Annotated in this window: 18 protein-coding genes; 12 read left to right on the top strand and 6 right to left on the bottom strand. The window is 66.2% G+C overall.

What is annotated here, in order from left to right; genetic code table 11:
- Positions 1-88: 88 nt before the first annotated feature.
- Positions 89-823, bottom strand: a complete 735-nt coding sequence (locus ACZ6S0_RS51440) for an XRE family transcriptional regulator (RefSeq protein WP_465928227.1) — start codon at positions 821-823, stop codon at positions 89-91.
- A gap of 122 nt (positions 824-945) precedes the next feature.
- On the opposite strand from ACZ6S0_RS51440, the gene ACZ6S0_RS51435 reads away from it, so the two are divergent.
- The 3 genes from ACZ6S0_RS51435 (at position 946) to ACZ6S0_RS51425 (ending at position 2,400) form a co-directional block, all read left to right on the top strand.
- On the top strand, positions 946-1,314 hold the full coding sequence (locus ACZ6S0_RS51435) for a hypothetical protein (RefSeq protein ID WP_465928225.1): 369 nt from the start codon (positions 946-948) through the stop codon (positions 1,312-1,314).
- A 14-nt stretch (positions 1,315-1,328) separates the two neighbouring features.
- Positions 1,329-1,781, top strand: a complete 453-nt coding sequence (locus tag ACZ6S0_RS51430) for a GntR family transcriptional regulator (RefSeq protein ID WP_366310072.1) — start codon at positions 1,329-1,331, stop codon at positions 1,779-1,781.
- Between the two features lie 67 nt (positions 1,782-1,848).
- Positions 1,849-2,400: an HD domain-containing protein gene (locus ACZ6S0_RS51425; protein WP_465928223.1), complete on the top strand. Its 552-nt coding sequence runs from the start codon at positions 1,849-1,851 to the stop codon at positions 2,398-2,400.
- On the opposite strand, the gene ACZ6S0_RS51420 is transcribed toward ACZ6S0_RS51425, so the two are convergent.
- The 4 genes from ACZ6S0_RS51420 to ACZ6S0_RS51405 form a co-directional block, all read right to left on the bottom strand.
- Positions 2,397-3,572, bottom strand: a complete 1,176-nt coding sequence (locus tag ACZ6S0_RS51420) for an HNH endonuclease (protein WP_465928221.1) — start codon at positions 3,570-3,572, stop codon at positions 2,397-2,399. The genes ACZ6S0_RS51425 and ACZ6S0_RS51420 overlap by 4 nt on opposite strands.
- 109 nt (positions 3,573-3,681) lie before the next feature.
- Complete coding sequence (locus ACZ6S0_RS51415) at positions 3,682-4,158, bottom strand: NUDIX hydrolase (protein WP_465928219.1); 477 nt, start codon at positions 4,156-4,158, stop codon at positions 3,682-3,684.
- Positions 4,159-4,161: 3 nt separating this feature from the next.
- Positions 4,162-4,902, bottom strand: a complete 741-nt coding sequence (locus ACZ6S0_RS51410) for a helix-turn-helix domain-containing protein (RefSeq protein ID WP_366310064.1) — start codon at positions 4,900-4,902, stop codon at positions 4,162-4,164.
- Positions 4,903-5,402: 500 nt separating this feature from the next.
- Positions 5,403-5,771 carry a winged helix-turn-helix domain-containing protein gene (locus ACZ6S0_RS51405; RefSeq protein ID WP_366310062.1) on the bottom strand — a complete coding sequence of 123 codons (369 nt, stop codon included), beginning with the start codon at positions 5,769-5,771 and terminating at the stop codon, positions 5,403-5,405.
- Between the two features lie 99 nt (positions 5,772-5,870).
- Between ACZ6S0_RS51405 and ACZ6S0_RS51400 the strand changes: the two genes are divergently transcribed.
- The 9 genes from ACZ6S0_RS51400 (at position 5,871) to ACZ6S0_RS51360 (ending at position 12,929) form a co-directional block, all read left to right on the top strand.
- Complete coding sequence (locus ACZ6S0_RS51400) at positions 5,871-6,224, top strand: SCO3933 family regulatory protein (protein ID WP_465928217.1); 354 nt, start codon at positions 5,871-5,873, stop codon at positions 6,222-6,224.
- Between the two features lie 139 nt (positions 6,225-6,363).
- Positions 6,364-7,554 carry an FtsK/SpoIIIE domain-containing protein gene (locus tag ACZ6S0_RS51395; protein WP_465928215.1) on the top strand — a complete coding sequence of 397 codons (1,191 nt, stop codon included), beginning with the start codon at positions 6,364-6,366 and terminating at the stop codon, positions 7,552-7,554.
- Between the two features lie 20 nt (positions 7,555-7,574).
- Positions 7,575-8,201 carry a DUF2637 domain-containing protein gene (locus ACZ6S0_RS51390; RefSeq protein WP_465928213.1) on the top strand — a complete coding sequence of 209 codons (627 nt, stop codon included), beginning with the start codon at positions 7,575-7,577 and terminating at the stop codon, positions 8,199-8,201.
- Positions 8,202-8,220: 19 nt separating this feature from the next.
- Positions 8,221-8,568 carry a hypothetical protein gene (locus ACZ6S0_RS51385; protein ID WP_465928211.1) on the top strand — a complete coding sequence of 116 codons (348 nt, stop codon included), beginning with the start codon at positions 8,221-8,223 and terminating at the stop codon, positions 8,566-8,568.
- A gap of 386 nt (positions 8,569-8,954) precedes the next feature.
- Positions 8,955-9,626 carry a replication initiator gene (locus ACZ6S0_RS51380; protein ID WP_465928209.1) on the top strand — a complete coding sequence of 224 codons (672 nt, stop codon included), beginning with the start codon at positions 8,955-8,957 and terminating at the stop codon, positions 9,624-9,626.
- Between the two features lie 19 nt (positions 9,627-9,645).
- A complete protein-coding gene (istA, locus tag ACZ6S0_RS51375) occupies positions 9,646-11,292 on the top strand; it encodes an IS21 family transposase (protein ID WP_465928207.1) in 1,647 nt (548 codons plus the stop codon).
- Positions 11,289-11,573: an ATP-binding protein gene (locus tag ACZ6S0_RS51370; protein ID WP_465928205.1), complete on the top strand. Its 285-nt coding sequence runs from the start codon at positions 11,289-11,291 to the stop codon at positions 11,571-11,573. The genes istA and ACZ6S0_RS51370 overlap by 4 nt, the downstream gene beginning before the upstream one ends.
- 37 nt (positions 11,574-11,610) lie before the next feature.
- Complete coding sequence (locus ACZ6S0_RS51365) at positions 11,611-12,084, top strand: ATP-binding protein (protein ID WP_465928203.1); 474 nt, start codon at positions 11,611-11,613, stop codon at positions 12,082-12,084.
- A gap of 215 nt (positions 12,085-12,299) precedes the next feature.
- Positions 12,300-12,929 carry a class I SAM-dependent methyltransferase gene (locus tag ACZ6S0_RS51360; RefSeq protein WP_139635863.1) on the top strand — a complete coding sequence of 210 codons (630 nt, stop codon included), beginning with the start codon at positions 12,300-12,302 and terminating at the stop codon, positions 12,927-12,929.
- A 30-nt stretch (positions 12,930-12,959) separates the two neighbouring features.
- On the opposite strand, the gene ACZ6S0_RS51355 is transcribed toward ACZ6S0_RS51360, so the two are convergent.
- Positions 12,960-13,354, bottom strand: a 395-nt coding sequence (locus ACZ6S0_RS51355) for a hypothetical protein (protein WP_465928201.1), incomplete at its 5' end; no start/stop codon positions are given.

Here is a 13,354-nt window from a genome sequence, read left to right as displayed (position 1 = left end):
GCAGGCGGGCCGCCTTGATGACGTGTAGATATTTGGCTTTCTGATCTTGGTCGAGATGCTGGTGATCATCACCGGTCGCTGCGCTGCCTCAGCCTGAGAGCGTGCTTACCTTTGCCGTTGCCCATACGTCTTCGAAGCTCGCCATGTACGTAGCTGCTGCTCCGGATGGCTCGGCGGCCAGCAGGTGTACAACGGGCGCATCGGCTGCTGGAGCGCCGTAGACATGCGCGTTCACGAGTAGATTTTCGTCCGCCCGGTAGATCGAGTTGTAGAGCACAGTCTGGTGTAGCCGGATCTCGACTCCGTCCTCGTGGCTGAGGGCTCCGTACAGGGGGAGGGCAGTCCTCATGCGCGCTCCCATGAGGTCGGGACCAATGCCTTCCTCAACGCCGCGGGTTGCGATCTGAGCTGCGTCAGGGTCGCCCAGGAGGATGCGTACGGTTACGCCGGCGCGAGCTTGTTGGGCGAGGAGGCGAATGATGCCGTTGTCTTCGGCCAGGAACAGGCCGCTGTACGTAAGGATGCCGATCTCCCGCTTCGCTGACTGGAAGAGGACACTCCAGGCGGCCCGTGGGACGGCCCAGCGGTGCGGATAGATGGTCTGCACTTCGTCGGTCAGTGCACGGTGCCCCTGAGCGGGGCCAGGCCATAGATCGGCTTCGTCCACTTGAAGGAGGTCGGCGACGGCCCAGCGGTGGCGTGGGTGGGGAGTACGGCCCTTGAGCCAGCGGCTGACAGTCTTGGGGTCCACGGAGAGGCGTGCGGCGACGTCCACGGGCTGGAGGCGGGCGGTGTTCATGGCGTGGCGCAGGTTGTCGTTCATGTGGTGTACCTCCTGCAGGACCAGGCGTTATGCCAGGGAAGCTAACACGAGACGTCCCTAGACGTCCCCGAGTTGCGGTGCAAAGGTTCCCGGTTACGCGCGAACCTCGATGTAGACGCAACGTGACGGAGAAGGACGGAACGGTGGCACAAGGCATCGAGGAGCGGCAGCGGGCATGCCAAGAGATGTTGCTCGCGGCGCTGCGCAACGAGCTGGGGGAGCGCGGTACGCCCGCGTCCTTCCTCATTGAGGACGGTGGCCGGCCTGCGGTGGAGGTACTCGACGTCGAAGGCCGACCGCGACGGATCTACGTCCATCTACAGTTCCGCTGGTTCTACTGGGGCGATGAGCCGAACGAACGGATCTCCTGCTTGCAGCTTCTCCGGGCAGTCGACCGGGTTCAGCGAGCCGCCGAGGCGGGCTGGCGGGAGGGGGACCAGGGGGAACTGGCTTTCAGTCTCCACACGATCGCTGACGCGTACCGAGTCTGAGGCCTGTATCAACCGTGACCACCTGGCTGACCGGTTGGCGGGTCTTCACTCAGATCGTCGACCGGCTACGAGAGAGGATCGAGATGAGCTTGTATCCGGTGGGTTCGCTGATGCCGTCCGAGGCGGCGCTGTGTAGAGAGTTCGGGGTCGCGCGCAACACCGTGCGTCGAGCGATGGCCGTGCTGGAGGCCGAGGGGTTGATCCTTACGATCCCGGCCAAGGGGCGGCTGGTGCTGGGTGGCGAAGCGCCGGCTGAGGATCTGTATCTGTATCAGACGATCGCCCGCGAGCTGCGTGGGGAGATCGAGCGTGGCGACCTGGCGCCTGGTAGTGCTCTGCCCAGCGAGTCACAGTTGCGGCGGCGTCACGAAGTCTCGCGCAGCACGGTTCGGCAGGCACTCGCCCTGCTCGAAAAGGAGGGCCTCATTGTGGCTGAGCACGGGAGAGGGCGTTACGTGCGGAGATGAGACGTCCTGGGACGTCCTTGCGCGTGCACTGGATCGATCCTGGCACCTCGTGCTTATCGTGGGCAGTGTGGGACAAGCTGAATGGGCTTATGACCTCGCCAAAGACCTGCTGGAGACGACGCTTCCGCGGCGTTGGGCGCACACGCGAGGCGTTGCTGCACGGGCCATGTCGCTGGCACCTGTCCTCGGTGACGAGGCCGACCCCCTGACCGCCGCCGCCTACCTGCACGACATCGGGTACGCCCCGAATCTTGTCGACACCGGGTTCCATCCCCTCGACGGTGCGCGTTACCTACGCGACGTCCACCAGGCCGACGACACCATCTGCCGCCTTGTCGCCCATCACTCCTGTGCTGTGAACGAGGCGCTCGAACGGTCGCTGTTCACACAGCTCACGGTGGAGTTCGACGAAGAACGGCCTCTGCTCGTGCAGGCGCTGACCTACTGCGACATGACCACCGGCCCGGATGGAGTGCATCTCGACGTGACCGAACGGCTCGCCGAGATTCATTCCCGCTACGGGCCGGAGCATCTCGTGTCTCGATCGATCACCGCGTCTACGCCTTGCATAGTCGCGGCGGTACGGGAGATCGAGGGGCGGTTGGCCCAGAGCGGTTAGCTCTGGCGAACCACCTGCCGGTGGTAGGCGACGTTCGCGATGTTGATCGTGTGTTGCGGGGCCAGGCGGAGACTGCCTCTGATCTGGCCGGCGATCTCATCGAAGACCTGGAGATCGTCCGTGAGGGTGAAACCTCCCCGGTCGAACAGAACGTGATCGCTGGGGCACAGGCAGAGGAGGTTTCCCGGCTCGTCGGGGCCGTTGTGTGGTGTGCCGACTGGGCGGATGTGGGCGCCTTCGGCGTAGGAGCCGTTGGGAAGTTGGAGCCGCTGGCCGCAGATCTGGCAGTGGTGTCCATGGAGGTCCTTGATCTGCTGCGCGAGGGCTGAGTCGCGGATCACGCGCATGATGGTGGACTGACGGCGCTGCGGTGCCGGCGAGTCTTCAATCAAGGGCACATTGGCGCCAGGAACGCTCGCCAGGCCGACTGCGGTAAGAAGCGCTTCGTGATCGTCGCCCTGGAAGTACTTCTCCAGGAGCCGCAACACGATCTGTGCACGCACGTCGGCGTTCTGGGTGACGATGGTGTGGGCCCACGGTCGCAGACCACTCGTGGGGGCGTGGTCGCGCATCCATCGCTGGGCGGTGCTGGTGCTGGCGGGCGGAACGTCGGGCTCGTCGAGCTCCCAGAGACCGTCGTGGAACAACCGGAGGATGGGGAACTCGGGGTTCGGTCGGTCGTCGGCATGGCCGAACGTGCTTATGAGCGAGGAGAGTTCGGCGCTGGTCTGCTGCCAGCTCTCCAGGCGTGGTTCGCCCTGTGCAGCCCGTCCGAGCGCCCACAGCAGCGTCAACGGCTGATGTCGGCGAGGCTGGCCGGTGAGCCTGGATTGGTCCGTGCGAAGGGAGTTGATCTTCAGGAGCAGGTTCTCGATCGTGTGCTCACCGATCGTCAGCCCGGGAGCGGTGACCTCGAATCCAAGACGGATGAGCTGGCGTGCCACGGTCTCCCTGCCGCCAGAGAAGCCCTGTGCGAGGAGCGGCCGGCCGGTGACTCCTCGGTGGGCTACTCCGGCGATGGCCTTGGAGTCGTACCGTCGGCCCTCATGCACCAGGAAGTAGCCGCGCGCAGGCCGATACCCGTAGGTGTTCAGGAAGGCGTCCCGGCCCATAGCGTCGTACTCAACGATGGCGGCGAGGATCATTTCGCGACGAAGATCAGATAATCCCACGCCGACAGCTTATGAGGCGATTTATCGCTGCACACGCTGCTCGGCCACCTCAAGCGGGCGTGTTGCTGAGACTCGCGACCGGACGCTTGCCCCCGATGGGTTCGAGAAGTCAGCCGATGTGGGGCCGTGTGGCGTCGGCGAGGTAGTGGTCGATCCGCATCCGCATCGAACGGTCCATGTGCAGAGATGCGAGCTGCTCTCGCGGCACCCAGATGACCTCGCGAGATTCGTCGCTGGGGGTCGGCTCCCCGCTGACGGCCTGGCCCCGCAGCACGATGGAGAACTCCTGACGAGCCTCACCGTTGGAGGTGTAGAGGATCACGTGCCGCGGGTCGCTGTAGGTGCCGACCAGGCCGGTGATCTCGCACACGATGCCGGTCTCTTCGAGCGTCTCCCGAATGGCGGCTTGAGGGATCGACTCGCCCAGGTCGATGGCCCCTCCAGGAACCGCCCAGTTGTCGTTGTCGGTACGGCGGATCATCAGCACGTCGCCTCCGGCGTTGGTGACGACGACGTTCACGGACGGCACCAGGCTGTTGGGGGCTGGGGCGTCGGGGTCGTCGTAGTAGTCGATCCGCTTGGCCACGGTTCAGGACCCTATCGGTCGGGCGCCATCCCAGACGCGTTCGAAACTGTCGGAGTAGGTGGTGACCATGTCTCCGCCGATCACCTTTCGCAGGTGGAAGACCGGAGCATTGCCAGCGGGCACGCCGTACACATGAGTGTTGACGAGGAACTGGTCGTCGGCGCGGTAGATCGAGTTGTAGAGCACGGTCGCATGGAGGCGGAACTCCACGTTCTCCCGCCCGATCAACGACCTGTAGAGCACGAGGACGTTGCGAATCTTGAAGGACATGCCGTCCCCGATGCCCTCGTCCGCGCCACGCTGCGCAACCTCGGCGCATTCCGGATCTCCCAGGAGGATCCGGACCCGCACCCCGGCGTCGGCCTTCTCGCCGAACATGCGCACCATGCCTGCGTCATCGGCGAGGAACAAGCCGCTGTAGACCAGCACGCCGATCTCTTCGGACGCGCCGGAGAACAGTCGTCCCCACACGTCCCTCGGTACGGCCCAGCGGTGCGGGTAGACGGTGACGATCTCGCTCTCCGAGGCTGAGGCGACCTGGTCACGGGTCAGGGCCTCGGGCCACAGGTACGTCTCCTCTGTATCGAGGTACGAAGCCACCGCATAACGGTGCTTTCGGTACGGCGGGCGCCCCTTCGTCACCCACCGTTCGACTGTTTTCGGATCGACGGCGATCGCCTCGGCGAGCTGGGTGATGCTCACGCCGCGCTGAAGAAGAGTCGCGCGCAACCTCTCGTTAGCCATCTCACCTGCCAGGAGGGACGTCCGGGGACCTGCACATCGTAGGCCGGACGTCTTGAACATGTCCCGTCGTGTAGTGATCTCGTCCTCACTCTCCGTCGCATTCTCGGTATCGCAAGGCAACGCCGACCCCGACCGAAAGGACAGGTGATCACATGACCGACGAGATCTACCCCGACCCCACGTGCGAGTGCCGCGCACTCCTCCTGCAGGGCCAGGACCGCTGTCAGAAGTGCCGGGCCCGTGACCGCTGGATCAAGAGGCAGGCCGCCAAGCGTCGGGATGGCCGACGTCGCGGCGAAACCCGCCGCCCTCCGCGCAGGTCCCGCCGCGAGGCTATGGCGGGGGTGACGTGGACGTGATCGCACTGATCATCGCCCTGGTCCTGGGGGCGACGCTGCTCGTGGGTTACGCCGTCGTTCTGATCGGCATCCGCCGTGAGGACAAGGCGCTGAGCCTCCGCCAACGTCCTGCTGGGGCGTCGGCGGCACTCGCCAGGAAGGTTACGGGGTGCTACGTCCGGAACGGGGTTTCTTGGACGTAGCCAACTGCTCCTCAACCCGTGCCAGTCGCACCGACATCTCCTGTACGGCGGAGCGCAGCTCCGCCACCTTGCTCGCCAGATCCTCGGCCGCTGCGGCGTCCTCGGGATCGCTGACGAACACGCCCTTTCCCTGCTGCCCGATGACCAGGCCCTCGTTGCGCAGGATACCGACGGCCATCTTCACCACCGACAGCGACGCGTCGTACTGCTCGGCGAGCCGGGCCGTGGACGGCAGGGGAGTTCCGGGCGCGAGAGAGCCGCCGCGGATCTGCGCGCGCAGATCGTCGGCGATCTGGAGATAGCCGGCCCGCCCGGTGTGCTTGACCATCCGGACCATCTCACCACACCAAGTTGGCCACGCCAACATTGACAACTGAGCCAACTAGGTTAACTATGTTGGCTACGACGAATAAGGAGGACACAGTCCATGCGTACGATCCCGATTCCTGTAGACGTCCACCGACTCCGCTTCACCTGCGCCAAGGCCCCTCGTCCGCGACTGGCCAACCAGGACACGGGCGAGATCAAGACCGACAAGAACGGCCAGACCATCTACGAGGTGATCCTTATCGCCGAGGACGAGTTCGGCCGGATCGAGTTGGTCCGGGTCAACATCGCGGGCGAACCGGCCATCGCTCAGGGACAGAACGTCGTCCCCAAGGGCATGGTCGGCTACGTCTGGGAGATCTCCCAGGGCGGCCAGCAGCGCTGGGGGATCAGCTACAAGGCCACCGACATCGTCGATGTCTCCGCCGTACCGGGTGGAGACGAACGTGTCTGACAGCCTGGGCCTGGTGCTCACAGTCCTTCCCCTGATCGGGGTGGGACTGTGGGCCTGGCGCCGCGGCCATCCCGCCTCCTTCTGGCTCGTGGTCGCCTCTCCGCTGACGGCGCTCAGCGCCCGGGCGTCCTGGAGGCGGGTGGCGCTGGGGTGCGGGCTCACCAAGAAGCGGCAACGCTGGTGGTTCACCGTCGCGCCTGGCGCGGTGACCTCCACCGGTCTGGTCAGGGTTCGCCGGCGTTTCCAGCGCGTGGCGGTCGACACCAAGCCCTTCATGTGGCTGCCGCGGCCTACTCAGTACGGCTGGCGCGTCACGCTGTGGACGCTGGAGGGACAGGTGCCCGGCGACTATGCCGAGGCTGCAGAACGGCTCGCGCATTCGTGGGGAGTGCACGCCGTGCGCGTCTCATCCCCGCGGCCCGGTCGCGTCGTCCTGATGGCAACCCGCCGCGACCCGCTGGTCAAGATCGACGAGATTCCGGCCAGTCCGGAGCTGTTGAAGGTGACTGTTGGGCGGCTCGAGACCGGGCGGCCTTGGACGATCGACTTCCGTGCGGTGCCGCACTGGCTGAACGCTGGCGCGACACAGTCGGGCAAGTCGAACCTGGCCAATGCCCTCATCGTCGGCCTGGCGCCACAGTCGGTGGCGCTGGTTGGCTTCGATCTCAAGGGCGGGGTCGAGTTCACGCCGTACAGCCCGCGGCTGTCGGCCCTGGCCACCTCACGAACCGAGTCGGTCACGTTGCTGGATGACCTGGTCGCCCTGATGGTCGACCGCATGGGGCTGTGCCGTCAGGCCGGTGCCCGCAACATCTGGCAGCTTCCCCCGGGACTCCGCCCGGTGCCCGTCGTGGTCCTGGTCGACGAGCTGGCTGAGCTGTATCTGATGGCCGACAAGTCCGAGAAGGACGAGATCGCCAAGACCTCGACCGCGCTGCTGAGAGTGGCGCAGCTCGGACGAGCCTTCGGGATCTACCTGTTCTGCTGCGGCCAACGCATCGGCTCCGACCTCGGTCCCGGTGTCACAGCACTACGCGCCCAGTGCTCGGGACGCATCTGCCATCGGGTCAACGATCCCGAGACCGCCACCATGACCCTCGGCGATCTCGACCCGGCCGCTCTTGCGTCGGCTCGAACCATCGCCGCGGAAACGCCCGGCGTCGCGATCGTCGCCGGCCAGGACGGCCAGTGGTATCGCGCCCGCTCCTTCTACGTCCGTGAGGCGACCGCCGAACATGCCGCCCGTACCTACGCCCACCTCGCTCCGCCCTGGTACGAGATCACCGCTCACCTGCCTGACTACGACCCGTCCGAACTGCTCGACGCCTGACCCGGAAGGAGGGATCGACGATGCGACGCCATGGCTTGTGGTTGCTCGACACCGGCCCAGTTCTGGTGTTGGCCGCCATTGCGGGCGCTGGATCGTTCACCCACATCCGGGACACCGCCGTCGAACACGGCCAAACCGGCTGGATGTCCTGGGCCATCGCCATCTGCGTCGACCTGACCTGCGTCATGGCCGCTCGCGAACGCCAGCGCGACAAGAAGACGGGCCGCGCTCGACGCGGTCCTGTCTCTTGGCCGGTCCTCGTCTTGGCAGGCGGCGTCGTCCTGTCCCTGGCCGCCAACCTGCAACAAGCGGATCCAAGCGTCTGGGGCTGGATTGCGGCGGCGACACCTGCAGGCGCGTTCCTGATCGCGGTCTCGATGCTCGAACGCCGCGCTTCTGTAACTCCGCCTGTCCCAATTCCGACCGAAGCGGAAGCCGTCGATATGGAACGTTCCATATCGACAGAGCCGGCCGCTCAGGACGGCAGCGCCGGTCCATCCCAAGTGCTCGTCGACTACGCCCACCGCGTCGCAGCCGAACACCAGGCCGCCCATGGCAAGCCCATCACCTCCGACGCGCTCCGCGCCCGGCTCGGCGTCTCCAACCAACTCGCGTCCGACCTGCTCCGCACCATGCGGGCAGCTTGACCAGAAGGGAATCCGCACTATGCAGTTCAACCACCGCGACGCCTTTATTACCGGCCTCTACGAACTGGCTGACTTCCTGGAGACCAACACGGACATCCCCGTCCCCACGTGGGGCGCCGTCCACCACTTCCCGCAACTCGACACCGATGACGAGCTACGCGCCGCGATAGACAAGATCGCTGCCTGCCTCGACGCACCCATCGACGAGGACGACACCCCGTACGGCCACTACGCGACCTCACGCTTCTTCGGACCCATCGAATACCGCGCCGTGGCCATCCCGGCTGAGGCCCGTGCCCGGCACGCCGCCGACAACAGCTACTACGGCTGCGTCCTGCCTGACACCGACCCGGAAGACACCACCTGATCAGAAGGCAGACACCATGCGCATCCGCCTCGACGGCACTCGCCCTGAACTCGTCGACGCCCTGTTCCGGCTACGCCAGACCTTCACCGTCTCCAACGTCTCCCGCGCATACCCAGACCGAGCCCGACCTCACCACTGGCGGATCTTCATCACCACCGCGCCCAAAGAAAGGAGGTGAGCCCCATGGACGACCAGCTACCGCAGCACTACCGGTGCTGGACCTGCGGGGGCACCGGAGTCGACTCCAACGCCGACACCTGCCCCGACTGTGACGGACTCGGCTTCGACTGACCGTCAGCGCTCCCGGCCTGGCCGCACATCCGCCAAGACACACGCCAGGTCGGGAGCCATCCCTCCACCCCAACGAGTGAAAGGAGGATTCCATCTTGCCTGCACACCTGGCCACTTCGCACGCCATCACGGGCATGATCACCCGACTCAACCACCCTCAGTACGACCGCTGGGTCGGCCAGATCAAACGCACCGGCGGCTGCCGCCAGCCGATCCACCTACGAGGCAAGGTCGAGCACTACGACCGCTCCACAGGCCAACTCCTGCACCGCTATAGCACCGTTCATGAGCCCGACGGCATCCTGCGCGTCCCCTGCAAGACCCGCCGCGCATCCCGCTGCCCATCCTGCGCCGAGACCTACCGCGCGGACACCTACCAGCTCATCCGCGCTGGCCTGATCGGAGGCAAGGGCGTCCCAGAAACCGTCACCGCCCACCCTTGCCAACTCGTCACCCTGACCGCTCCCTCCTTCGGTGCGGTGCACCTCCGTCGCGAGCGGGACGGAAAGGTCCTGCCCTGCCACGCTCGGCGCGATGCGGAAACCTGTCTGCACGGCCACGTCATGTCCTGCACCGAGCGTCATAGCGCCGAGGATCCCCGCCTCGGGGAACCGCTCTGCCCCGACTGCTATGGCTCTATACCTGAGTTGCGACAGCGTTTGTTGGCCGGCCGTGACAGCGGTCGTGTAGTCCGCCGGACTGTGTTGCTGAGTTTTGACAGCACCCAAGTGGTTGCGGTGGGACTATCAGGGTGCTACGCACCGTGAGGGAGCCCACGTGCCTCGCATGTCGAAGGTTGAGCTGTACGCGGCGATCCGCCGCGATGCTCGCACTGGCATGTCCAACCGGGCACTGCAAACGAAGCACGGCGTCGGGTTCCGCACGGTGCAGAAGGCGTTGGCCTCGGCATGGCCTGAACCACGCAAGAAGCTGCCGCAGCGAACGTCCAAGATCGACCCCTACAAGAACGTGATCGATCAGATGCTGCGCGCGGACCTGGACGCGCCACGCAAGCAGCGTCACACCACCAAGCGCATCTTCGACCGGCTGGTGAGCGAGCATCACGCGGTGGGAGTGTCGTATCAGATGGTTCGCGCCTACGTCGCGCAACGCCGTTCCGAGATCTGGACCGAGTCGGGCCGGGGCCCGAGCAAGGCGTTCGTGCCCCAGTCGCACCGGCCCGGCGCCGAGGCCGAGGTCGACTTCGGGGAGGTGACCATCCGACTGGCCGACGAGATGGTCAAGTGCGTGCTGTTCTCGTTGCGGCTGTCGTATTCGGGCAAGGCCGTGCACCGCGTGTTCGCCTCCGGCGGCCAGGAAGCGTTCTTCGAGGGACACGTCCACGCCTTCAGCGTGCTGGGAGGGGTGCCATTCGGCAAGGTCCGCTACGACAACCTCAAGGCCGCCGTCGCTCAGGTTCTGGGGTTCTCCCGTGCCCGGGTGGAGACCGCACGCTGGACGGCTTTCCGCTCCCACTACGGGATCGAGCCGTTCTACTGCCAGCCTGGTAAGCAGGGCGCCCACGAGAAGGGCGGAGTGGAAGGCGACATCGGCTGGTTTCGCCGCAACCACATGGTGCCGATCCCCGATGTCGCCTCACTGGCCGAGCTCAACGCGTTGATCGACGCTTGGGACCTGGCCGACGAGACACGGCGGATTGGGAACCGCGCCCGGACCATCGGGGAGTACTTCGCCATCGAGGCCCCGTTGCTCAAGATGTTGCCCACCGAGCCGTTCGAGACGGGGCTGCTGCTGACGCCGCGGGTGGACCGCTACAGCCAGATCACCGTGCGCACCAACCGGTATTCGGTGCCCGCCCGCCTGATCGGCCGCAGGGTGCGGGTCATGCTGCACGCCTCAGAGCTGGTCATCTACGACGGACGGGAAGAGGTCGCACGGCACGAACGGCTCCTGGCGAAAGCCGCGAGCCGGCTGGAGTTGGACCACTACCTGGAGGTCCTCATCCGCAAGCCTGGCGCCCTGCCGGGAGCCACCGTCTTGGAGCAGGCGCGCGCCGCGGGCAAGTTCACCCCCGTCCACGATGAATGGTGGGCGGCTGCCTGCAAAGCCCACGGCGACGCGGCCGGCACCCGCGCTTTGATCGAGGTGCTCCTGCTGACCCGTCACATGGCCCACGAGCACATCGTCACGGGGATAGCCACCGCAATCCGGGCTGGTGCGCTGACCGCTGATGCCGTCGCCTTGGAGGCTCGCAAAGCCGCCGACTCTGACTCCTCCACCAGCACCAGCACCGAACCCGTCACCGCATCCGGCTCAGTACCGACCGGCGCGACGGTGACCTTCCTGACCGAGCGGCGCCTGGCACACCTGCCGCCCGATAACCGGCCGCTGCCCTCGGTGGCCGCCTACGACCAGTTGCTGCGACATCGCCGACCCGCCGCGCAGCCGTCCGCCCAGGGAGACACCTCATGACCTTTCCCCGCCACCGCGGATTGACCGAGCAAGCCGCCCAGGCCGCCGTGGACTCGGCCTGTCGGATGCTTCGGCTGCCGACCATCCGCCGTCAATTCGGCGAGTTGGCCGACACCGCGACCCGCGAGCAGATGACCTATTTGGGCTTCTTGGCCGAACTGCTGATGGCCGAATGCGACGACCGCGCGCGCCGCCGCTCCGAACGCCGAATCAAGGCCGCCGCTTTCCCTCGTGACAAGTCACTACGCGAGTACGACTTCGACGCGAACCCCCCACATTGACCCCGCCGTCATCCACACCCTCGCCGCCTGCGAATGGGTGAAGAAAGGACAGCCGCTCTGCCTCATCGGCGACTCGGGCACCGGCAAGTCCCACCTGCTCATCGCGCTGGGCACCGAGGCTGCGATGAAGGGCTTCCGCGTCCGCTACACCCTGGCCACCAAGCTGGTCAACGAACTGGTCGAAGCCGCCGACGACAAGCAACTGTCCAAGACCATCGCCCGCTACGGCCGAGTCGACCTGCTCTGCATCGATGAGCTGGGCTACATGGAACTCGACCGCCGCGGCGCCGAACTCCTCTTCCAGGTGCTAACCGAGCGCGAAGAGAAAGCCAGCGTCGCCATCGCTTCCAACGAGAGCTTCGGCGGCTGGACCAAGACCTTCACCGACCCCCGGCTATGCGCGGCTATCGTCGACCGGCTCACCTTCGGCGGGAACATCATCGAGACCGGCACCGAGTCCTACCGCCTGGCCCAGACCCGAGCTCGGGTCGAGCAGCGCACCGCAGGCTGACGATCAGGGGTCTGATACTGGTGTGATCGCCTAATCAACTGTCGCCAGTTCCCCGGGGAGTCCAGTCAGCTGGTGACTGACTGTGGTCGCCAGCGGCTTGTCGCGCCACCGGGTGATGGCCTTGTCCTGGTAGCCGAGCGAGTCCGATACGACGGCGCAGGATTCGGCACGGGGCCGGAGAACAGCTGAGAATGGGGGGTGTTAACGTCCTTCCCGTGGCGAAGCACCAGGACGAGACCAGGACGGCCTACGACGGGGTCGTCGAGTTATATGCGTCGATGTTCGCTAACCGACTGGAGACGCAGCCGTTCGCACGGAACATGATCGGCACCTTCGCCGAGTTGGTGCGTGGGACGGGGAATTCGCGGGTGGCGGATGTCGGCTGCGGGCCCGGACATCTGACGGCCATGCTGCACGACCTGGAACTGGATGCCTTCGGGCTCGACCTCTCTCCGGCCATGGTCGACCACGCTCGGCGGGCCCATCCGGCGCTGAAGTTCGATGAGGCCCGGATGGAGGAACTCCCCGTTGAGGACGGCGCGCTCGGCGGCGTGCTGGCCCACTACTCGATGATTCACACCCCTCCTGGGGAACTACCCGCGCTGCTCGCCGAGCAGGCGCGTGTCCTGGCGCCGGGGGGCCTTCTCCTGGTCTCGTTCTTCGGAACCGACGCGCCCGAGCCGGTCCGCTTCGACCACAAGGTGACACCCGCCTATAGCTGGCCGGCGGACCGCTTCGCCGAGCTGCTGGCCGGGGCTGGGTTCGCCACATTCGCGCGGCTGCTCCACGACCCGGCCTCCGAGCGGGGCTTCCTGGACGCCCACTTGCTGGCCCGTCTCCGCTAGAGAATGGCCTTCTGCTGTGGGCTCTCGTAGTCAACTGTCGCCAGCTCCCCGAGGAGGCCGGCTTGTCGGTGACCTTGTGTGATCGCCAGCGGCGTATCGGCTCCATGTCCCGCCGGTCTCTCTGATGAGGCAGCTGGTGGTCTTGTTGTGGTAGCCGAGAGCGTCGGCAACGACGGGAGCGGGCAGTTCGAGGAGCTGCTGGCGGATGGCGGCGCCACGTGCTGCGGAGGCCGGGATCCCGGCCTCGTTCAGGAGCGCGGACAGGTGGTCGGGGCGGGCTGGCTGTCCTGCCCGGCGGCCCGGGAAGAGCCATCGGGAGGCGGGGTTGGTGGCGGTGTTCATGTTGTCGCGGTTCGCTATGTGCTCCAGCAGCAGAGCGGCGACCGGTGCGGGAACGGGCGAGGCGGGTTCACCGAGCCGTAGCA

This window comes from Nonomuraea sp. NPDC051298 (assembly GCF_055586305.1).
Note: the sequence above shows the minus strand (reverse complement) of the source record. Positions and strands in the feature narration are given on the sequence as shown.

Excerpts from the sequence above, each read along its gene's own strand:
- ACZ6S0_RS51390 (WP_465928213.1), top strand. The coding sequence starts at position 7,575 with ATGCGACGCCATGGCTTGTGGTTGCTCGACACCGGCCCAGTTCTGGTG.
- ACZ6S0_RS51400 (WP_465928217.1), top strand. The coding sequence starts at position 5,871 with ATGCGTACGATCCCGATTCCTGTAGACGTCCACCGACTCCGCTTCACC.
- ACZ6S0_RS51405 (WP_366310062.1), bottom strand. The coding sequence starts at position 5,771 with ATGGTCAAGCACACCGGGCGGGCCGGCTATCTCCAGATCGCCGACGAT.
- ACZ6S0_RS51440 (WP_465928227.1), bottom strand. The coding sequence starts at position 823 with ATGAACGACAACCTGCGCCACGCCATGAACACCGCCCGCCTCCAGCCC.
- ACZ6S0_RS51385 (WP_465928211.1), top strand. The coding sequence starts at position 8,221 with ATGCAGTTCAACCACCGCGACGCCTTTATTACCGGCCTCTACGAACTG.
- ACZ6S0_RS51370 (WP_465928205.1), top strand. The coding sequence starts at position 11,289 with ATGACCTTTCCCCGCCACCGCGGATTGACCGAGCAAGCCGCCCAGGCC.
- istA (WP_465928207.1), top strand. The coding sequence starts at position 9,646 with ATGTCGAAGGTTGAGCTGTACGCGGCGATCCGCCGCGATGCTCGCACT.
- ACZ6S0_RS51410 (WP_366310064.1), bottom strand. The coding sequence starts at position 4,902 with ATGGCTAACGAGAGGTTGCGCGCGACTCTTCTTCAGCGCGGCGTGAGC.